Annotated in this window: 13 protein-coding genes and 1 pseudogene; 12 read left to right on the top strand and 2 right to left on the bottom strand. The window is 68.4% G+C overall.

Annotation, left to right across the window (positions count from 1 at the left end; genetic code table 11):
• The first annotated feature begins 81 nt into the window (after positions 1-81).
• The 6 genes and pseudogenes from AC3XQU_RS03065 to AC3XQU_RS03090 all read left to right on the top strand — a co-directional run bounded on the left by AC3XQU_RS03065 (position 82) and on the right by AC3XQU_RS03090 (position 8,942).
• Positions 82-792 (top strand): response regulator, encoded by a 711-nt coding sequence (locus AC3XQU_RS03065; protein WP_489872647.1) that lies wholly within the window; start codon positions 82-84, stop codon positions 790-792.
• The gene (locus tag AC3XQU_RS03070) at positions 789-2,369 is read left to right on the top strand and encodes a sensor histidine kinase (protein ID WP_489872648.1); all 1,581 of its coding nucleotides are present in this window, start codon (positions 789-791) and stop codon (positions 2,367-2,369) included. Before AC3XQU_RS03065 ends, AC3XQU_RS03070 begins: the two co-directional genes overlap by 4 nt.
• Positions 2,350-2,670, top strand: a complete 321-nt coding sequence (locus tag AC3XQU_RS03075; protein WP_489872649.1) for a DUF4212 domain-containing protein — start codon at positions 2,350-2,352, stop codon at positions 2,668-2,670. Before AC3XQU_RS03070 ends, AC3XQU_RS03075 begins: the two co-directional genes overlap by 20 nt.
• The gene (locus AC3XQU_RS03080) at positions 2,667-4,739 is read left to right on the top strand and encodes a sodium:solute symporter family protein (RefSeq protein ID WP_489872650.1); all 2,073 of its coding nucleotides are present in this window, start codon (positions 2,667-2,669) and stop codon (positions 4,737-4,739) included. The genes AC3XQU_RS03075 and AC3XQU_RS03080 overlap by 4 nt, the downstream gene beginning before the upstream one ends.
• Before the next feature lie 607 nt (positions 4,740-5,346).
• Positions 5,347-6,900, top strand: a pseudogene (locus tag AC3XQU_RS03085) (alpha/beta hydrolase family protein).
• A gap of 23 nt (positions 6,901-6,923) precedes the next feature.
• Entirely contained in the window at positions 6,924-8,942 is a 2,019-nt protein-coding gene (locus AC3XQU_RS03090; RefSeq protein ID WP_489872651.1) for an alpha/beta hydrolase family protein, read from the top strand.
• A gap of 65 nt (positions 8,943-9,007) precedes the next feature.
• On the opposite strand, the gene AC3XQU_RS03095 is transcribed toward AC3XQU_RS03090, so the two are convergent.
• Complete coding sequence (locus tag AC3XQU_RS03095) at positions 9,008-14,575, bottom strand: Ig-like domain-containing protein (protein ID WP_489872652.1); 5,568 nt, start codon at positions 14,573-14,575, stop codon at positions 9,008-9,010.
• 284 nt (positions 14,576-14,859) lie between these two features.
• On the opposite strand from AC3XQU_RS03095, the gene AC3XQU_RS03100 reads away from it, so the two are divergent.
• A complete protein-coding gene (locus tag AC3XQU_RS03100) occupies positions 14,860-15,534 on the top strand; it encodes a phage tail protein (protein WP_489872653.1) in 675 nt (224 codons plus the stop codon).
• 70 nt (positions 15,535-15,604) lie between these two features.
• Here the strand turns inward: AC3XQU_RS03100 and purM are convergent, their stop codons facing one another.
• Positions 15,605-16,648, bottom strand: coding sequence for a phosphoribosylformylglycinamidine cyclo-ligase (gene purM, locus AC3XQU_RS03105; protein WP_489872654.1), 1,044 nt, complete (start codon positions 16,646-16,648; stop codon positions 15,605-15,607).
• Positions 16,649-16,780: 132 nt separating this feature from the next.
• On the opposite strand from purM, the gene AC3XQU_RS03110 reads away from it, so the two are divergent.
• Genes AC3XQU_RS03110 through folK form a run of 5 tightly spaced genes read left to right on the top strand, consistent with a single transcriptional unit; the run spans position 16,781 to position 21,203 of the window.
• Positions 16,781-17,929 carry an AI-2E family transporter gene (locus AC3XQU_RS03110; RefSeq protein WP_489872655.1) on the top strand — a complete coding sequence of 383 codons (1,149 nt, stop codon included), beginning with the start codon at positions 16,781-16,783 and terminating at the stop codon, positions 17,927-17,929.
• Positions 17,926-18,609 (top strand): DnaA regulatory inactivator Hda, encoded by a 684-nt coding sequence (gene hda, locus AC3XQU_RS03115; RefSeq protein WP_489872656.1) that lies wholly within the window; start codon positions 17,926-17,928, stop codon positions 18,607-18,609. Before AC3XQU_RS03110 ends, hda begins: the two co-directional genes overlap by 4 nt.
• Positions 18,606-19,280 (top strand): HAD family hydrolase, encoded by a 675-nt coding sequence (locus tag AC3XQU_RS03120; protein ID WP_489872657.1) that lies wholly within the window; start codon positions 18,606-18,608, stop codon positions 19,278-19,280. Before hda ends, AC3XQU_RS03120 begins: the two co-directional genes overlap by 4 nt.
• The gene (gene pcnB, locus AC3XQU_RS03125) at positions 19,273-20,733 is read left to right on the top strand and encodes a polynucleotide adenylyltransferase PcnB (protein ID WP_489872658.1); all 1,461 of its coding nucleotides are present in this window, start codon (positions 19,273-19,275) and stop codon (positions 20,731-20,733) included. The genes AC3XQU_RS03120 and pcnB overlap by 8 nt, the downstream gene beginning before the upstream one ends.
• Complete coding sequence (gene folK / locus AC3XQU_RS03130; RefSeq protein ID WP_489872659.1) at positions 20,730-21,203, top strand: 2-amino-4-hydroxy-6-hydroxymethyldihydropteridine diphosphokinase; 474 nt, start codon at positions 20,730-20,732, stop codon at positions 21,201-21,203. Before pcnB ends, folK begins: the two co-directional genes overlap by 4 nt.
• Positions 21,204-21,205 lie beyond the last annotated feature (2 nt).

The following is a 21,205-nucleotide window of genomic DNA, read 5'->3' on the forward strand; positions in this document are numbered from 1 at the left end:
TGTGAAGAGGAGGCTCGCATTGTTGCGATAAATCAAACACAATAGGCCCTGTCGAAAGTCTAACGTTTACCAGGTGCTCCCATGCGAATTCTGCTCGCCGAAGATGATAGCGTACTTGCCGACGGACTCACGCGCTCGCTGCGCCAGTCCGGCTATGCCATCGACTGCGTCAAGAACGGCGAAGACGCCGACACCGCGCTGTCCACCCAGGAATTCGACCTGCTCATCCTCGACCTCGGCCTGCCCAAGCTGTCCGGCCTCGAAGTGCTGCGCCGCCTGCGCGCGCGTTCCTCGCTGCTCCCGGTGCTGATCCTCACCGCGGCCGATTCGGTCGAGCAGCGCGTCGAAGGCCTCGACCTGGGCGCCGACGACTACATGGCCAAGCCTTTCGCCCTGTCCGAGCTCGAGGCCCGCGTGCGCGCCCTCACCCGCCGCGGCGCCGGCGGCGGCCCGGCCGTGGTGCGTCACGGCCCGCTGGTCTACGACCAGGTCGGCCGCAGCGCCTATATCAACGAGCAGATGCTCGACCTGTCGGCGCGCGAGCTGGGCCTGCTGGAAGTGCTGCTGGCGCGTACCGGGCGCCTGGTTTCCAAGGAACAGCTGGTCGACCACCTGTGCGAATGGGGCGAGGAAGTGTCGAACAACGCCATCGAAGTCTATGTGCACCGCCTGCGCAAGAAGATCGAGGTCGGCGGCGTGCGCATCGCCACCGTGCGCGGCCTGGGCTATTGCCTGGAAAAGTACTCCGACGCCCCGCGCGCCACCGCCGACAGCAAATCCGCCGAGAAGTGAGCGAGCGCCACACCGGGTTCGAGGCCGCGCCCGCTCCCTGGGCGCCCGAGCAGCCCTACATTCCACCCAATCCCGAACCGGACGAGAACATCCGGCACTCGCTGTTCGGCGAGATCCTCGACTGGATGCTGGCCCCGCTCCTGCTGCTGTGGCCGATGAGCATCGCGATCACCTACCTGGTGGCAAAGTCGATCGCCAACCAGCCTTTCGACGACGCGCTGGAAGACCGCGTCACCGTGCTGTCGCAGCAGATCCGCACCGTGGCCGGGCGCCCCAGCGTGCAGCTGCCGGCCAGTGCGCGCGACGTGCTGCGCGCCGACGATGTCGACAGCGTCTACTTCCAGATCAGCGGGCCCGACGGCCTGCACATCGACGGCGACCGCGACCTGCCGCGCCCGCGCGCCAGCACGGCCGGCGCCGCGGCCGACGGCAGCCGCAGCGGCGCCGTGAGCTTCCGCAACGACAGTATCCACGGCACGCCGCTGCGCGTGGCCTATTCCTACGTGCACCTGGACCCGCTGCGCGGCGAGGACGCGGGCCGCGCAGCGCCCGACCTGGCCCTGGTGCAGGTGGCCGAGACGCTCGACAAGCGCGCCCACCTGGCCAACGAGATCATCAAGGGCGTGATCCTGCCGCAGTTCATCATCCTGCCGGTGATCCTGGCCCTGGTCTGGTTCGCGCTGTCGCGCGGCCTGACGCCGCTGGCCGAGCTGCAGGAGCGCATCCGCGCGCGGCCCCACGACGATCTGTCGCCGATCGACCCGCGCCAGGTGCCGGAAGAGATCTCGCCGCTGGTGGGTTCCTTCAACGACATGCTCGAGCGCCTGGCCCAGACCGTCGAGATGCAGAAGCGCTTCATCGCCGACGCCGCGCACCAGATGAAGACCCCGCTGGCCGGCATGCGCATGCAGTCCGAGCTGGCCCTGCGCCAGGTCGACCCGGAGGAAATCCACCGCTCGCTCGAGCAGCTGGCCAAGAGTTCGGAATCGGCCACGCGCCTGGTCAACCAGCTGCTGGCGCTGGCGCGCGCCGAGAACCAGCCGCATGCGGGCCTGGCCTTCGAGGCGATCGACCTGGCGCAGCTGGCGCGCGCCGTCGTGCAGGACTGGGTGCAGGCGTCGTTCGCGCACCGGATCGACTTCGGCCTCGAGCTGCCGGACCAGCCACCCGCGGAGCCGCCCGTCATCGCCGGCAATGCGCTCATGCTGCGCGAGCTGCTGTCGAACCTGATCGACAATGCGCTGCGCTACACGCCGCAGGGCGGCAGCGTGACGGTGCGCGTGCGGCGCGACGGCGAGCACGTGCTGCTTGAAGTCGAGGACACCGGCCCCGGCATCGCGCCCTCCGAGCGCGCCAACGTGTTCCAGCGCTTCTACCGCATCCTCGGCAGCAATGTGCAGGGCAGCGGCCTGGGGCTGGCGATCGTGCGCGAGATCGCCCAGCAGCACGGCGCCGAAGTCGACATCTTCAACAATCCACGCAGCGACTCCAGGAAGCACCCCGGGAGCCTGTTCCGCCTGACCTTCCCGCCACCGCAGCACCACGCCGACGCCGCCGATGCCGACCAAGCCCCCTAGCCCTCCCGCCTCGCCGGCCGACGCGGCCGCGCGCCACCAGCGCCTGATGGCGGCCCGCGCCGCGCACTGGGAGCGCACCCGGCGCCTGACCGCCGTACTGCTGGTCCTGTGGCTGGCCACCGGTTTCGGCACCGTCTATTTCGCGCGCGAGCTGGCGCAGTTCAGCGTGTTCGGCTGGCCGCTGTCGTTCTACATGGCCGCGCAAGGCGCCTCGCTGGTGTCGCTGGCCATCATCGCCTGGTACGCCTGGCGCATGCACCGCCTCGACCGGCTGTACGCCCTGCCGGAGGCGGGCGCATGAGCAACCCGAAGCCGCCGTATTTCCGCAAGCTGTCGCGCTACTACCTCTGGTACACCGGCTGCTTCGCACTGTTCCTGGCCTCGCTGGCCCTGCTCGAGCAGGAAGGCATGCCGCGCCTGTGGATCGGCTACATCTTCATGTTCGCCACCATCGCGCTGTACGCCACCATCGGCGTGGTGGCGCGCACTTCGAACGTCACCGAATACTACGTGGCCGGCAGGCGCGTGCCGGCCCTGTTCAACGGCATGGCCACGGCCGCCGACTGGATCTCGGCGGCCAGCTTCATCAGCCTGGCCGGCGGCCTGTACCTGCACGGCTTCGACAGCCTGGCCTACATCATGGGCTGGACCGGAGGCTATGTGCTGGTGGCCCTGCTCATCGCGCCTTACCTGCGCAAGTTCGCGCAGTACACCATTCCGGATTTCCTGGCGGCGCGCTATGGCGGCGGCGCGGGCGGGCGCGGCGGGACGGTGCGCGCCCTTGCCGTCGGCGCCACCATCCTGGTGTCGTTCACCTACGTCGTGGCGCAGATCTACGCGGTCGGGCTGATCGCCTCGCGCTTCACCGGCGTCGACTTCTCGGTCGGGATCTTCCTGGGCCTGGCCAGCATCCTGGTGTGCTCCTTCCTGGGCGGGATGCGCGGCATCACCTGGACCCAGGTGGCCCAGTACATCATCCTGCTGGTCGCTTTCCTGATCCCGACCATCTGGCTGTCGGCCAAGCATGCGGACAATCCGGTGCCGCAGGTGGCCTACGGCTCGCTCCTGCCCAAGCTGGCGGCGCGCGAGCAGCAGCTGGCGCGGGACCCGCGCGAACTGGAGGTGCGCGCGGAATTCCAGCGCCGCGCCGGCGAGTTCGATGCGCGCCTGAAGGCCCTGCCGGCATCGTGGGAAGCCGGCAAGCTCGAAGCGCAACGCGCCCTGCGCGCGGTCCGCGCCAGCAATGCCTCGCTGGGCGAGGTGCGCCAGGCCGAGCGCACGCTCGCTACCTATCCGGGCTCGCCCGACGAGGCGCGCACGATATGGCTGGCGCTGCGCGAAGCCAACCTGGCGCGCGCGCGCGCGCCCGCGCCGCACGCCACGCCCTTCCCGGGCGCCACCGAAGCCGAGTCGGACAATCGCCGCAACAATTTTTTGGCGGTGGTGTTCTGCCTGATGTTCGGCACCGCCGCCCTGCCCCATATTTTGATGCGGGCCTACACCACGCCCTCGGTGCACGAGACCCGCGTGTCGATATTCTGGACCCTGTTCTTCATCCTGCTGATCTACCTGACCATTCCGGCGCTGGCGGTGCTGGTGAAATACGACCTGTACACCTCGCTGGTGGGGAGCGACTTTTCCGCCCTGCCGACCTGGATCTCGTACTGGGCCAACATCGACAAGCTCAGCCCCCTCGTCAAGGTGGCGGACATCAACGGCGACGGCATCGTGCAGCTGGCCGAATTCGCGATCGATGCCGACGTGCTGGTGCTGGCCACTCCCGAGATCGGCGGCCTGCCCTATGTGATCTCGGGGCTGGTGGCGGCGGGTGGGCTGGCGGCGGCCTTGTCCACGGCCGACGGCCTGCTGCTGGCGATTTCCAACGCGCTCTCGCACGACGTCTACTACAAGATGGTCGACCCGGGCGCCTCGACCCAGAAGCGGGTCACGATCTCCAAGCTGCTGCTGCTGGGGGTGGCCTTCATTGCCGCCTATGCGGCATCGCAACGGCCGGCCGACATCCTGTCGCTGGTGGGAGCGGCCTTTTCACTGGCCGGTTCCACGCTGTTCCCGGTGCTGGTGCTGGGTGTGTTCTGGAAGCGCGCCAACCACACGGGCGCGATCGCCGGCATGGTGACCGGTTTCGCCATCTGCCTCTGGTACATGCTGCGCGCCAGCCCGACGCTGGGCGGCAGCGTGGACGACGCCTGGTTCGGCATCCAGCCGCTGGCCGCGGGCGTGTTCGGCGTGCCGGGCGGCCTGCTGGCCACGGTGGCAGGCAGCCTGCTCAGCGCGCCGCCGAGCCGCACCAGCATCGGCATGGTCGACTACATCCGCGCGCCGGAACAGGACCCGCCGAACGGCGCGTGATTGCGCCGGCGCGACAGTGCGTATGCATGCGGCATGGATGTGGCCCCTAGGGTTTTGCTGGCCCCGCAAGACTGTTATTGTTGGGATGCCTTCCCGGGCGCCTCCCACCATTTCAAGAGCCAACATGACGTTTTTCCGTTCCCGTGCACTGCGCAGCGCTGCGCTTGCCGCCGCCCTCGCATGCACCCTGCCCGGCGTGCAGGCGCAAACGCCGGCCGCGGCCGCGCTGCCGCCCATCGCCAGCTTCTTCGCCAGCGCCCCGATCAGCGGCGCCAAGCTCTCGCCCGACGCGCGCTTCCTGGCCGCGCGCTCCGGCGCCCCCGGCCGGCGCGATGCGCTGGTGGTGGTGGACCTGCAGGCCAACAGCGCCAAGGTGGTGGCCTCGTACAACGACGCCGACATCGACGACTTCCAGTGGATCAGCAACGAGCGGCTGCTGTTCGACACGCGCGAAAAGGGCGTCGGCCAGGGCAACCTGCGCTATGCGCCCGGCCTGTACGCGGTCAACCGCGACGGCGAGAAATTCGTGGAACTGGCCGACCGCACCGGCAGTAATTCGTCGCTCGGACGGCGCACCGTGCGCAAGATCCTGCCCTGGCATACCTTCATGCACAGCCAGGCCGGCGCGCAGGATTCGGAATACGTGTACGTCACCAGCATCAATTTCGATACCGCGAACGAGGTGCGCAACGTCGACCTGCTGCGCCTGAACACCCTGACCGGCTTCACCCAGGTGGTGCCGCGCCCGGCTGGTAACGTGCGCGGCTGGACGCTCGACCACAAGGGCCAGCCGCGCCTGACCTGGTCGATGGAGCGCGACACCGTCACCATGCATTACCGCGAACCGGCAAGCGGTGCATGGCGCGTGCTTGCCAGCTTCCCGGCATACGGCGACGGCAGCAAGGAGTTCCAGCCGGTCGGATTCGCTCCGGACGGCAACCTGTTCGTGCTGGCCTTCAGCGGCGGGCGCGACACCACCTCGCTGCATTTGTTCGACATCGCCACCGGCAAGATCAATCCGGAACCGGTGCTGGTCACCACCGGCTATGACTTCGACGGCGGCCTGGTGACCAACCGCGACAAGGTGCTCGGCGCACGCTTCACCACCGACGCGACATCGAACGAGTGGTTCGATCCGGCCATGAAAGCAGTCCAGCAGGCGGTGGACACACTGCTGCCGGCCACCGTCAACCTGATTTCGGTGCCAGCCCAGGCGGCGTCGCCCTGGGTACTGGTGTATGCCTACTCGGATGTCCATCCGGGCAGCTATTCGCTCTACAACACCCAGACGGGCATGCTCAACAAGGTCGCCGATGTGCGCCCGGCCATCAATCCGGCGCAGATGGGACGCCAGCAGTTCGTACGCTACAAGGCGCGCGACGGCCTGGAGATCCCGGCGCTGCTGACGCTTCCGCCTGGCGGCAAGAAGACCGGGCTGCCGATGGTGGTGCTGGTGCACGGCGGCCCTTACGTACGCGGCGGTTCGTGGAAATGGCACCCTCAGTCGCAGTTCCTGGCATCGCGCGGCTATGCCGTGCTCGAGCCGGAATTCCGGGGCAGCACCGGCTTCGGCGTGAAGCATTACCAGTCGGGCTTCAAGCAATGGGGCCTGGCGATGCAGAACGACATCGCCGACGGCGTGCGCTGGGCCACCGGGAAAGGCATCGTCGACGCCAATCGGGTCTGCATCGCCGGCGCCAGCTATGGCGGCTACGCGACCCTGATGGGCCTGGTGAACGATCCCGGCCTGTACAAGTGCGGCGTGAACTGGGTGGGCGTTACCGACATCAACCTGATGTATGACAGCGGCTAGAATTTCGACAGCGACCTCTCGAAAGAATGGAAATCCTACGGCATGCCGGAGTTGGTCGGCGACCAGGTCAAGGATGCCGCCCAGCTCAAGGCCACCTCGCCGATCGAGCAGGCCAGCCGCATCACCCAGCCGGTGCTGCTGGCCTATGGCGGTGTGGACCGGCGCGTGCCGATCACCCACGGTACCAGGTTCCGCGACGCCGTCATGAAAACCAACCCGAACGTCGAATGGGTCGAGTATCCGGAAGAAGGCCACGGCTGGTCGCTGACCAAGAACAACGTCGATTTCTGGGGACGCGTCGAGCGCTTCCTGGACAAGCATATCGGCGCCGGCGCAGGCAAACAATGACCAATCGCTTCGACAAAACCATCATGTCCACACTTCCTGTCCTGTGCGCCCGCGTCCTGTTCGCAGCAGCGCTGAGCACCGCCTTCGCCGCGCCATTGCAAGCCCAGACCGCGCCGCCGCCGGTCGAAGCCTTCTTCTCCAACCCCCTGCTCGAGCGTGCCCTGCTCTCGCCGAGCGGCCGCTACCTGGCCGCGCTCTCGGGCGCGCCCGGGCGACGCGACATGCTGGTCGTGATCGACCTGGTGGAAAACAAGGGCAAGCTCGTCGCCGGCTACAAGGACGTCGACATCCTGCAGTTCCAGTGGGTGAACGACCAGCGCCTGCTGTTCAACGTCACCGACAAGAAGATCGGCCCGGGCGGGAACTACCTGGCCAGCGGCCTGTATGCGGTCAACCGCGACGGCGAAGGCCTGCGCCAGCTGGCCAACCGCCGCGGCAACGAGTTCGTGGTCGAAGGCGGCTCCAATATCGACCGCCGTATCCTGCCCTGGCATACCTTCATGCTCGGCCAGCGCGGCGCCCAGGAATACGACAAGGTCTACGTGAGCAGCGTGGAATTCGACCACAATGGCGAAGTGCGCACCTCGAACCTGCTGCACCTCGACACCGTCACCGGCCGCTACGTGACGGTGCAGCGTCCGGGACCGATCGACAGCTGGATGCTCGACAACGCCGGCGAGCCGCGCCTGGCCACCAATTCCGAAGGCGGCACCACTACCATGTATCTGCGCGAGGGCGAAGGCGGCAATTGGCGCACGCTCGCGCAGTTCCCCACTTATACCGGCAGCCCGGGCGCGTTCTCGCCGGTCGGTTTCGGCAGCGACGGCACGCTGTACGTCAGCACCGGCAACGGCGCCGACACCGATTCGCTGCACACGCTCGACCTGGCCACCGGCAAGGTCAGGCCTGAGCCGGTGGTGGTCACGCCCGGCTACGATTTCAGCGGCCGCCTGATCAGCCAGCGCGGCAAGCTGCTCGGCGTCTCGGTCGAGACCGATGCCGCCGCCCACATCTGGTTCGACAAGGACATGCAGGCGGTCCAGCAGGCCGTGGACAAGCTGCTGCCGGGGACCGTCAACCTGATTTCGCCGGCCTCGCGGCCGGAGGCCGCGTGGATGCTGGTCGCTTCGTACTCGGACGTGAAGCCGCTTTTCTACAACCTGTACAACCCGAAGACCGGCGCACTCAATGCGGTCGGCAAGAGCCGCGAAGGGATCGATGCGCGCCAGATGGGCCGCCAGGACCCGGTGCGCTACAAGGCGCGCGACGGCCGCGAGATTCCCGCCCTGCTGACGGTGCCGGCCAATGCGGGCAAGAACCTGCCGCTGGTGGTGCTGGTGCACGGCGGGCCTTATGTCCGCGGCAACCACTGGGGCTGGGACGCCGATACCCAGTTCCTGGCCTCGCGCGGCTATGCCGTGCTGGAACCGGACTTCCGCGGCAGCACCGGCTATGGCGAGGCGCACTACCGGGCCGGCTGGAAGCAATGGGGACTGGCGATGCAGAACGATATCGCGGACGCCACCCGCTGGGCCATCGCGCAGGGCGTCGCCGATCCCAAGCGCATCTGCATCGCCGGCGCCAGCTACGGCGGCTACGCCACGCTGATGGGCCTAGTGAACGACCCGGACCTCTACAAGTGCGGCATCAACTGGGTCGGGGCCACCGACATCAACCTGCTGTTCAACGGGCACTGGAGCTTCGATTCCGATCTGAGCGAGGACTGGAAGAAGCATGGCATGCCGGTACTGATCGGCGACCCGGTCAAGGACGCGGCCCAGTTCAAGGCCACCTCGCCGGTCGAGCAGGCAGCGCGCATCACCCAGCCGCTCCTGATGGCATATGGCGCGGTGGACCGCCGCGTGCCGCTCTACCACGGCAACAAGTTCCACGACGCGGTCAAGACCCACAACAAGCAGGTCGAGTGGGTGGTGTACCAGGACGAAGGCCACGGCTGGACCCAACCGGAAACCCGTTTCGATTTCTGGAAGCGCGTCGAGCGCTTCCTGGACAAGAACATCGGCGCCGGGGCAGCGCGCTAGCCTGGAAGGCCGGCTGCAACGAAAAACGGGCGCCGCGGCGCCCGTTTTTCATGCGAGGCCGGGCATTACAGGCTGAAGTCCCAGTCGAACGCCGCGCGCCGCTGCCCCACCATCTCGACCGATTCCAGCAGCTCGATCGCGACCTGCTCGAGCGTGACGCCGTGCGCCATCTCCTGCTGCCAGTAGGCCAGCCCGCCGGCATCGGCCTCGCGGTTGAAGAGCGCCGCATACAGCAGGGCGATATCGTGGCCGGCCTGGCCATTGAAACCGCCGGCCGAAGCACTGTGTTCGCTCGAGTCGATCATGCGCAGCGCGACCGCGCCCCAGCTGGCGCCGGCGCCCAATGCATCGGCCCAGTATTCGAAGCCCTGCAAGTCGGCCTGGCGCCCGAGCACGGACTGGTACATGCCGGCCAGGGTTTCCAGCTCGCCGATGTTCTCGGCATGTCCTACCGCGACGCCGCCGTCGGCAAAGCGCAGCATCTCGACATTGACCAGCATGGCGCCGGCCGCCGGGTTCGCTTTGCTGGACACCACCACATGCCCGTGATGCCAGGCGATGTCGTAGTCGCCGCGCGCCCCCAGGAAGATGGCGGTGTCGATGCCATGGCCGCCGTGCAGGGTCGCGACGCCGCTCGCCGGCAGCGCCAGCGCGCGCTGTTCGCTTGCGGCAGGGCTGGCGGGTATGCCGAAGCCGAGCGTGTCGGCGCCGCCGCCCGCGAACACGGTGGCCCGGCTACCCGCCTCCACGGTGAAGCGCTGGTGGGCGCCGTCGCCTACCAGGACCGGATTGCCGCGCGCCAGGATGTCGGCATTGCCCACCACCGCGGCGAAATCGACGTCGCGCAATTCGATCGTGCCGCCGCCGGCCAGCCCGCTCGTGTCGATCACCAGCGCCACGCTGCGCCCTTGCGCCGCCGGCGCGCCGGCAAGGGTCAGGTTGCCGGCCGGCGCCGCCATGCTGACCGGCGCCACCGTCTGCACCAGCAGCGATTCGGCCGGCGCCAGTCCGGCCAGGAAGGTCAGCCCGTTGCCGGTCAGGTGGCCCTGCTCGGCCGGCGCATGGGCCGGCGTTGCCGCCTTGATTGCGCTGACCAGCGATTCCAGCGACTTGCCGGTGACGCTGGCGCCGCTGGCTTGCAGGCCGAAGCCGGGCGCCAGCTGCGCCAGTAGCAGCGTGGCATTGCCTTCGCTTGCCAGCGGAATGTCCGCCACGTCCGCGCGACCGCTCGATTCCATCCGGCTGCCGGTGACCACCGGTACCTGCACCGAAGTGCCGAGCATCCCGCCGGGCAGCAGCACCGGCTGCTGGCGGACCGATACGCCGTCGACCAGCGGGTCCGGCGCCGGCGGCGCGTCGATGCGCAAGATAAAGGCGCCGCTTGCGGCCGATACGTTGCCCGCCGCATCGCGCTGGGTCGCGGTGAGCGTATGGCTGCCGTCGCCCAGCGCTGTGGCGATGCGCCAGTTGCCCGCCGCATCCGCCGTGGCGCTGCCGGCCACGGTGGCGCCGGCATACAGGGTCACCTGGGCATGCGCGGCGGCCGTGCCTTCGACGAGCGGGCTGGTGGCGCCGGTGATGCCGTCGCCGGCGGCCCCCGTGTCGCTGCTTGCTGCCAGCGCCGGCGTCCCGGGTGCGGATGGGGCCAGCGTGTCGACATGGAGTGCCGCCAGCAGGCCGGCGGCGCCATCGTTGCCGGCCAGGTCGGCATAGGACCCGGCCGCGACGCCGATGGATGCTGCGCCGCCATCGATGCCCGCGTTCGGCGTGAACACGGCGCTGCGAATCAGACCCGTACCCGTCAGCGCACCGAGCGTGCCGCCGCTGACGGCGATATCGGCTGCATCGAAGCCGGCGCCGGGGTCTTCGCTGAAGGTGAAGGTGATGGTGGCGGTCTGGCCGATGCGCAGCGCCGGCGCGCTGCTGGTAATGGCCAGGGTCGGCGCCGCGGTGTCGATGATGACGGCCAGGCCGGTGCTGGCGGCGCCCGCATTGCCGGCGGCATCGACCGCGCGCGCGGTAACGGTATGCGCACCCGGCGCCAGCGCCGCCGCCGTGATCGACCAGGCGCCGTCTGACATGCCGGCCAGCCCGGTGCCGATGGCCGCGCCGCTGCTGTCATAGAGGGTGACGGTGGCGCCCTGTTCGGCGGTGCCGGTGAAGGTCGGGGTGGCGTCGTTCGTCACGCAGTCGGTGTTCGAACGGCCGCTGTCGCTGGCGGACAGCAAGCCTGGTGCGGAAGGGGCGGCCGGCGCCAGCGTGTCGAAGGGCAGCGCAGGCAGGGCGGCGCCCGTCCCGAGGTTGGCGGCCAGGTCGGTGTAACTGGCGCCGACCGTGATCGCCGCGCTGCCGCCGTTGGTGGCGGCGCTGGGCGTGAACAGCGCAGTACGGGTCAGCCCGGCGCCCGAGATCGCGCCCAGCGTGCCGCCGGACACCAACAGGTCGCCGGCGCTGCCGTCCCAGGCGAAGCTGCCGCCCGGGTCTTCGCTGAAGCTGAAGGTGATGGTGGCGCGCTCGCCCGCCTTGAGCTGGGCGAGGTCGCTGGCGATCGTCACGGCCGGCGCCGTGGTGTCCAGGGTGACGGTGCGCTGCAGCAGCGGGCCGGCATTGTCGACGGCGTTCGCCACGCGCACCTGCAGCGTGTGCACGCCGGCGGCCAGCGTGGCCGGCAGCGACCAGGTGCTGGCGCCGGCGGCGGCGCTGGCAAGCAGCCAGTTCATTCCCCCGTCGAGCGAGACCTCGACCCGCTCGCCCGCCGCCAGGTTGGCGTCGAGGGTGCCGGAAATGGTCTGGACGGCGGTGTTGGTGACGAGGTCGGCGCCGGAGAGCCCGGTATCGTTCGACAGGGCGACGCTGGCGGCGGCGGTCGTGGGCGAGCCGGTTTCGACGAACAGGCCGAGCGCGGTCGATGCCGCGCTTTCATTCCCGGCCGCGTCCACCGCACGCGCGGTAATGGTGTGGCTGCCCTGGGCCAGTGCGCTGCTGGTGATGCTCCAGGCGCCGCCCGTGGAGAACGCCGCGCCGATCACGGTCGCGCCGTCGTACAGGGTGACCCGGACGCCGCTTTCGGCGCTGCCGGTGAAGGTGGGCGTGGTGTCCCCGGTGACGTCGTCGCTGGCGGAGATGCCGGTATCCGAGGCGCCGGCCAGGTCCGGGCTGGAAGGCGCGGTCGGCGCGGCCGTATCGAACACGTAGGCGCAGGCGAACACCGCGCCGGCATTGCCGGCGGCATCGACCACGCGCACGCTCAGCGTGTCGCTGGCAAGCAGGGTTGTGGCCAGCGTCCAGGTCGCGCCGCCTGCGGCCGCCGTTGCAAGCCGCCAGGTGGCGCCATCGTCGGTCGAGACGTCGACCCGCTCGCCCGCGCCCAGGGCGGCGCTCAAGCTGCCGGAAATGGTTTGGGCGGCGGTCGCGGTGACCAGGTCGGCGTTTGACGCGCCGCTGTCGTCCGAGAATGCGGCGCCGGCGACCAGCGTGGCCGGGGCGCTGCGGTCGATCGTCAGCGCCAGGCCGGCCGACGCGGCGCCCAGGTTGCCGGCCGCGTCCAGCGCCCTGGCCGTGATCGTGTGCGCGCCCTCGGACAGCGCACCGGCGATGACCGACCAGCTGCCGTCGCCGCCCGCCGTCGTGCTGCCGATGACGGTGCTGCCGTCGGTGTCGTACAGGCTGACGGTGGCGCCGGCTGGCGCACTGCCTGCGGCGCCGGTGAAGACCGGCGTGTTCACGCTGGTCAAGTCGTCGCTGCCGGAACTGCCGCTGTCGCTGCCCTCGGCCAGGTCGGGCACGCCCGGCGGCGGCGGCGCCGTGCGGTCGATGGTGATGCTCAGGGCGCCGGACGCCGCGCCGGCATTGCCGGCGGCATCGGTCGCCGTCGCGGTGATCGCGTGGACGCCCTCGGCCAGGAAGATGCTGTCGGCCGACCAGCGTCCGTCGCCGGCGGCGGAGGTGGTCGCGATCAGCGTGGCGCCGTGGTACAGCCGGATGGTGGCGCCGGCTTCGGCGCTGCCTGCGGCGCCGCGGATGGTCAGCGCCGTGTCCCTGGTGAGGTTGTCGGTGGCCGAGCTGCCGCTGTCGTTGGCGGCGGCCAGGTCGGGCACGGCGGGCGCCCCGGGAGCCAGGGTGTCGAAGCTCAGCGCGGGTGACGCGCCGGCAGCGCCCGCATTGCCGCCCGCATCCACATAGGCCCCGGCGGCGACGCTGATACTGGCCGTGCCGTTGTTGACGCCGGCGGCCGGCGCGAAGGTGGCGCTGCGCGTGGTGCCGCTGCCCGCCAGCGGCCCGAGGCTGCCGCCGCTGACCGTCACGTCGGCCAGGGTGAAGCTCGCGCCCGGGTCTTCGCTGAAGGTAAAGGTGATGGCGGCGGTTTGCCCCGCCTTGAGCGTGGGCGTGTCGCTGCTGATGGAAAGCAGCGGCGCCAGGGTGTCGAAGTTCAGTGCAGGGCTGATTCCGGCGCCGCCGGGATTGCCCGCCGCATCGGTGTAGCTGCCTGCGGCAACGGTGATGCTGGCGCTCCCCCCGTTGGTGTTCGCCGTCGGAGTAAAGGTGGCGCTGCGGGTCAGGCCGCTGCCGCTGAGGGAGCCCAGCGTGCCGCCGGTCACGACCAGATCCGCGGCGTTGAAACTCACGCCGGGGTTTTCGCTGAAGGTGAAGGTGATCGTCGCCGTTTCGCCTACCTTCAGGGCTGCCTTGTCGCTGGTGATGGCAAGCGTGGGCCCGGCGGTATCGAGCACGATCGCCTTGTTGGCGCCGAGCGAGCCGGCTGCACCTGGGACGGGCAAGGTCAGGTCCGCACCGGCGCCGCTGTCCGCCGCCCGGATGGTGGCGCCGTTCAGTGCCAACGCACCGGTGCCGAGGTAATTCAGGTCGGCGCTGGTGTCGCCTGCTTGCACCGTATAGCTGAAGCTCAGGGTCATCGTGCCGCTGCCGCCCGCATACGTGGCCAAGTGGTCGCTGCTGCCCGTTTCCAGCTGCAGCGTGGGCAGCCCTCCGGCGGTATCAACATCCACCGTCCGGTCGAAGCTTACCGTCAGCAGGATCACATCGCCGGCGTTGTAGCTGCCGTTAGGCGTGCTGGACGAAACCGAAACGATGGCCGGGGCGGGCGGCTGGATGTTGGTCATCGAGATATCGTCGATCATCAGGTACTCGATCTTGCCGTTCAGCGTGGTGGCCGTGATCACCAGCCGGGTGATGGCGGTCATGCCGGGAAGCGCAATCGCGTCGATCGGCACGTCGCCAAAATAGTTGTTCGCAAGGGAGTGGGTGACGGTCGCGCCTATCTGCTGGTTGGCCGCGTTATAGCCCTTGATGACCACCGTCTGATCTTCCTGGCTGGTCGCGTAGTTCGACAGCATGATGACGCCCGGCGTGAACACCTGCCCCGTTGCGAACGACAAGGTGATGGCGTCCTCCAGCGCATACGAAGCGGCAAAGACGGCATCGTAACCCTCGTAGGCAACGGTGCCGGTCGTCGCGCCATCGATGACCAGCTGGTAGGCGGGATCGCCATTGACGCGGTAGACCGCATTCTGCGCCGCGTCGTTCTCGTCGCCGTCGTTCGCGAAATCGCCGAAATTCTCGAAGCTGACCGTGACGGAAGCGATGGATTCTGTCGTGGGGAGATTGGACGCCATGCTTGTCTTCCTTGGTTGTGCAAAGGATGTCGCGCGCACGGGCGTGCACGCATTGCAACCAAGCGATGATTCAGCAAACGCCGGGGCCGAGCAATTGCTGTTGCGCTATTGCTTGACCGAAATCAATTGGGCATAAAAATCCGCTTTCGTGTACCTGCCGCGCGACATGCGTTACATCCGAACCGTGCGAGCCTCACGGCGCTCCGGCACCGCTACCGCCGGTTTCACGGCCGCCCGCAGGCCGTCTTCGTCGCATCACGACACCACCAACAAAGGGGATTCACATGGAAGCTTTTCTCGGAATGATCATGCCCGTCGCCTTCAACTTCGCCCCGCCGGGCTGGATGCTGTGCCAGGGCCAGATCCTGTCGATCGCGCAGAACAACGCGCTGTTCGCCATTCTCGGCACCACCTACGGCGGCAACGGCCAGACCACCTTCGCCCTGCCCGACCTGCGCGGGCGCACGCTGGTGGGCATGGGCCAGGGCGCGGGACTGAGCCCGGTGAACCAGGGCGACATGATGGGCGCCAACAGCACCACCGTCACCGCCAGCGGCAACGCGATGGTGGCCATCGACGCGGCCCACCTGCCCAAGCACAGCCACCCGGTGAGCATCAGCGGCGACAGCTTGAGCGCCACCTCGACCCTGCACGCCACCTCGTCCGGCCCGGGCGCGGCCGCGCCGAGCGAAGGCGCGGCGCTGGGCACCACCGGCGGCGGCCCGGGCTCGGCGGCGATCTATGTCGGCAATGGCGCCACCACCGGCGTGGCGCTCAATGCCGGCAGCGTCACCACCAAGGTCGGTGGCCAGGTCGAGACCAGCACCGGCGAGAACACGGGCAGCGGCGCGGCCTTCGCGGCGCCGGTGACGACCAGTGCCAATGCCAGCGTGATGCAGCCTTCGCTGGGAATGAACTACATTATCTGCGTGCAGGGGATCTTCCCGTCGCGGCAGTAAGCGCCTGCACAAGAAAAACGGGCGCTCCGGTAAGCCGGGCGCCCGTTTTTTTTACAACTGTCAAAAAACCTTATTGCACGATGGTCTGCGCCTGGCCTTCTTCGCGCGCACGGATCTCGCCGATGCGGTACACGGTCTCGCCGGCTGCCTGCAACTGCGCCATGGCGGCGTCGGCGTTTTCCTTCGAGACGATCACGGTCATGCCGATGCCGCAGTTGAACACGCGGTGCATCTCGGCGTCTGCCACGCCGCCGTGCTGCTGCAGCCACTGGAACAGCGGCGGCATGGTCCACGACTTCGCGTCCAGCACGGCCGTCACGTGGTCCTGCAGCACGCGCGGGATGTTCTCGACCAGGCCGCCGCCCGTGATGTGGACCATGCCTTTCACTTCCATCGACGCCATCAGCGCCAGCAACGGCTTGACGTAGATGCGGGTCGGCGCCATCAGCACGTCCGACAGCTTGCGGCCGTGGAAGTCGCCTTCCAGGTCCGGGTTGGCGCGTTCGATGATCTTGCGCACCAGCGAATAGCCGTTGGAGTGGATGCCCGACGAGGCCAGGCCCAGCACCACGTCGCCCGCGACGATCTTGCTGCCGTCGATGAGCTGCGACTTTTCGACCGCGCCGACGGCGAAGCCGGCCAGGTCGTATTCGCCGTCCGGGTACATGCCCGGCATTTCGGCGGTTTCGCCGCCCAGCAGCGCGCAGCCCGACTGTTCGCAGCCCTTGGCGATGCCCGAGACCACGGCGGTGGCGGTGGCCACGTCCAGCTTGCCGCAGGCGAAGTAGTCGAGGAAGAACAGCGGCTCGGCGCCCTGCACCAGGATGTCGTTCACGCTCATGGCGACCAGGTCGATGCCGACCGTGTCATGGCGGTTCAGCTCGAAAGCCAGCTTGAGCTTGGTGCCGACGCCGTCGGTGCCGGAAACCAGTACCGGCTCCTTGAACTTCTTGCTGATCTCGAACAGCCCGCCGAAACCGCCGATGCCGCCGAGGACGCCCTCGCGCATGGTGCGCTTGGCGAGCGGCTTGATCGCTTCGACCAGGGCGTCGCCGGCGTCGATGTCGACACCCGCGTCGCGGTAGGAGAGGGAAACATTAGATGGTTGGCTCATGGTATTTGGCAGCGGAGGCGGTAAAATAGAAGGCGGCAGACCCAAACCAGGTCAATCCGTCATTTTAGCATTAGCAAAACGGCCCCCGCCGAAGCCGTTCTCACCCCAATCCGCGACCATAACAATAACTACATGCCATTTTTCCTCACTCCGGAGCAAAAACAATCCACCTTCTGGTTGGCGCTCTGGCTCGCGGTGGCGCTGTTGTTGTACGTCCTGGGGCCGATCCTGTCGCCCTTCATCGCGGCCGCCATCCTGGCCTACATGCTGGGCGGCGCGGTCGACCGGCTGGCCACTACCCGGGCCGGGCGCCCCCGCATGCCGCGCGTGCTGGCCGTCTCGCTCGTGCTCACCGCCTTCTGCGCGGCGGTGGTGGCGCTGTTCCTGATCGTGGTGCCGGTGCTGCGCGCCGAAATTCCCCTGCTGCAGGCCAAGATTCCCGCCTTCTTCACCTGGCTCGACACCTACCTGGCGCCCTGGCTGGGCCAGTACGGCATCCACGTCAAGCTCGACAGCGCCGGCCTGCGCGCCCTGCTCGAGCAGCAGGTAGCGGCCGGCGGCGACGACATGTGGACCTCGGTGCTGGCCAAGGTGAAGGTCGGCGGCAGCGCCCTGCTGGGCTGGATCGCCACCCTCACCCTGGTGCCGGTGGTGCTGTTCTACCTGCTGCTGGACTGGCATTCGCTGCTGGCGCGTATCGAAGGCGCGATCCCGCGCCGCTGGGCCCCGCAAACGGTCGGCATGGCGGTCGAATCCGACGTGCTGCTGGCCCAGTACCTGCGCGGCCAGCTCCTGGTGATGATCGTGCTGGCCGTGTACTACTCGGCCGCGCTGTACTTCATCGGACTGGACGTGGCGCTGCCGGTGGGCGTGCTCACCGGCCTGCTGGGCTTTGTGCCCTACCTGGGTTTTGGCCTGGGCATGCTGCTGGCGCTGGTCGCGGCGCTGCTGCAGTTCTCGAGCTGGGTGGGCCTGGCCTGGGTGGTAGGCATCTACACCGCCGGCCAGCTGATCGAAAGCTTCATCCTGACCCCGCGCCTGGTGGGCGAGCGCATCGGCCTGCATCCGCTGGCGGTGATCTTCTCGCTGATGGCCTTCGGCGAACTGTTCGGCTTTGCCGGCGTGCTGCTGGCGCTGCCCGCATCGGCGGTGCTGATGGTCGGCTTCCGCCACGTGCGGCGCCACTACCTGCGCAGCAGCTTTTATAATGCCGGTAGCATGGACCCAGCCATTGACACCGACCCCGAACCCGATGCCACCCGCGTGAAAGCGACACCATGAAACAGCTGGTGCTCGATTTAGGCGCCGAACCGGCGCACAGCCTCGACACCTTCCAGGTGGGCGAGAATGCCGAACTGGCGCACCTGATGCACCAGTTCGCGCAGCGCGCTTCGCGCGAGCATTTCGCCTACCTGTGGGGCGACACCGGCGCCGGCAAGACCCACCTGCTGCAGGCCCTCGCGGCCAGTCCGGCTTCGCGCTACATTCCTTTCAATGCGCCGGAAGACCAGTTCGTGCACTCGCCCGACGTCACCCTGTACCTGCTGGACGACTGCCACTGCCTGTCCCCGCAGCGCCAGATCGACGCCTTCGCCCTGTTCAACCAGATCCGCGAGCACGGCACCTACATGGTCAGCACCGGCCCGGTGCCGCCGGCCGTGCTGCAGGTGCGCGAAGACCTGCGCACGCGCATGGGCTGGGGCCTGGTCTACGAGATCAAGGGCCTGTCCGACGACGAGAAGATCGCGGCGTTGACCCAGGCCGCCGAGGCGCGCGGATTGACGCTGTCGGCCAGCGTGTTACCCTATTTGTTGTCTCACTTCAAGCGCGACATGCGGTCGCTGGCGACGATGCTGGACGCCCTCGACCAGTATTCGCTCGAGACCCAGCGCCCCGTCACCGTGCCCCTGCTGCGCGATTTGTTGCTCCAAGAAAACCAGCAGTCGGAATCCAAAGAATGAAACACCTTGCGCTGTTCGACCTCGACCATACCCTGCTGCCGATCGATTCGGACTACGAATGGGGCGAATTCCTGGTCCGCGTCGGCGCAGTCGACGAAACCGCCTTCCGCCGCCGCAACGACGAATTCTTCGCCGAATACCAGGCCGGCTTGCTCAATCCGCACGTCTATCTCGAATTCGCCCTCGGCACCCTGGCGCGCTTCCCGCGCGAACGCCTCGACGCCCTGTACGCGCAGTACCTGCGCGACGTGATCGAGCCGGCCATCCGGCCAAGCGCGCTGGCGCTGGTGCGCAAGCACCAGAATGCCGGCGACCTGGTGGCCATCATCACCGCCACCAATTACCACATCACGGCCCCGATCGCGCAGCGCCTGGGCGTCGAGCACCACATCGGCGCCATGCCCGAATACGACGCGGCGGGCAATCTCACCGGCAGGCTGGCGGGCACCCCCACTTCCGGGGCGGCCAAGATCACCCACATGCACGCGTGGCTCGAACGCCTGGGCCACCGCTTCGAAGAATTCGAGCGCAGCCACTTCTACAGCGATTCGCACAACGACATCCCGCTGCTGTCGGTCGTCAGCCATCCGGTCGCCACCAACCCGAGCACCAAGCTCGCCACCCATGCGCGCGAGCAGGGTTGGCCAACACTCCATCTATTCAATGATTAAGAAATTCATCCGCAAGATCCTGGGCGTCAAGGAAGACGGCCGCGACCCGACCGAACCCGTCATCCTCGGCCCCGACCAGCACAGCATCGACCCGCGCCTGGTCTCGAGCAATGCGATCAAGGTCACGCAAACCCTGCAGGACGCCGGCTTCCAGGCCTTCGTCGTCGGCGGCGCCGTGCGCGACCTGCTGCTGGGGATCAAGCCGAAAGACTTCGACATCGCCACCGACGCCACGCCCGAGCAGGTCAAGCGCCTGTTCCGCCGCGCCTTCATCATCGGCCGCCGCTTCCAGATCGTGCACGTGATGTTCGGCCAGGACCTGCTGGAAGTGACCACCTTCCGCGGCAACGGGAGCGACAACGCACCAAAAGACGAGCACGGCCGCGTCCTGCGCGACAACAATTTCGGCCCGCAGCACGAAGACGCGGCGCGCCGCGACTTCACCATCAACGCCATGTACTACGACCCGGCCACCGAGACGGTGCTCGACTACCACGGCGGCATCGAGGACATCCGCGCCAAGCTGCTGCGCATCATCGGCGTGCCCGAGGCGCGCTACCGCGAAGACCCGGTGCGCATGTTGCGCGTGGTGCGTTTCGCGGCCAAGCTGGGCTTCACCATCGAGCCGACCACGCGCGCGCCGATTCCCGTCATGGCCCCCTTGATCGACAACGTGCCGGCGGCGCGCGTGTTCGACGAAATGCTCAAACTCCTGCTGTCGGGCCATGCGCTGGCCTGCCTGCGCGAGCTGCGCTCGGCCGGCCTGCACCACGGCCTGCTGCCGCTGCTGGACGTCGTGCTGGAGCAGCCGATCGGCATGAAATTCGTCACCCTGGCGCTGGAATCGACCGACGGGCGCGTCAAAGCCGGCAAGGGCGTCTCGCCCGGCTTCCTGTTCGCCTCGCTGCTGTGGCACCAGGTGCTGGAAAAGTGGAACGCCTACCGCGCCGCCGGCGAAGCGCCGATCCCGGCCCTGCACCTGGCGGCCGACGACGTGCTCGACACCCAGACCGAGAACCTGGCCCTGCAGCGCCGTATCGCCACCGACATGCGCGACATCTGGGCCATGCAGCCGCGCTTCGAGCGCCGCACCGGCAAGGCGCCGTTCAAGCTGCTCGAGCACCCGCGCTTCCGCGCCGGCTACGACTTCCTGCTGCTGCGCTGCGAATCGGGCGAGCTGCCGCTTGAGGTGGGCGAATGGTGGACCGCGTTCTACGCGGCCGAAGGCGGCGAGCGCGAACAGCTGCTGGCAGCGGCCAATTCGCGCGGCGGGCGCTCCGGCGGGCACCGCGGCGGCGCCAGTTCGGGTCCAAGCGACAGCCAGGAGGGCGAAGGCCAGGGCGGCGAAGGCCAGCCGGCCAAGCGCAAGCGCGCACCGCGCCGCGGCCCACGCAAGTCGGGCGGTGGCGGCGAAGGCGCCGTCGCGAACGCACAGGGCGGCGGCGAGGAATGATCGCCTGGATCGGCATCGGCGCCAACCTGGGCGACGCCCAGGCCAACGTGCTCGACGCCGTGCGCCGCCTGGCCCTGCTGGACGGCACGATGGTGGTGGAAACCTCGGGCCTGTACCGCACGGCGCCGATCGATTCCAGCGGCCCGGACTACATCAATGCGGTGGCCTGCATCGACACCAGCTTCGACCCGCACGAACTGCTGGCCGCACTGCAGGACATCGAACTGGCCCATGGCCGCGAACGCCCCTACCGCAACGCGCCGCGCACCCTCGACCTCGACCTGCTGCTCTACGGCGACCAGGTCATCGCTACCGACTCCCTGACCGTGCCGCATCCGCGCATGCACGAACGCGCCTTCGTGCTGGCCCCCCTGGCCGAAGTCGCACCCGACCTGGTCATCCCGGGCCGTGGCCCGATCCATGATTTCCTGCCGCTCATCGGGCGCCAGGACGTGGACAAGATCGGCTGAGC

It is taken from the genome of Telluria sp. AZSoR62, from assembly GCF_058111565.1.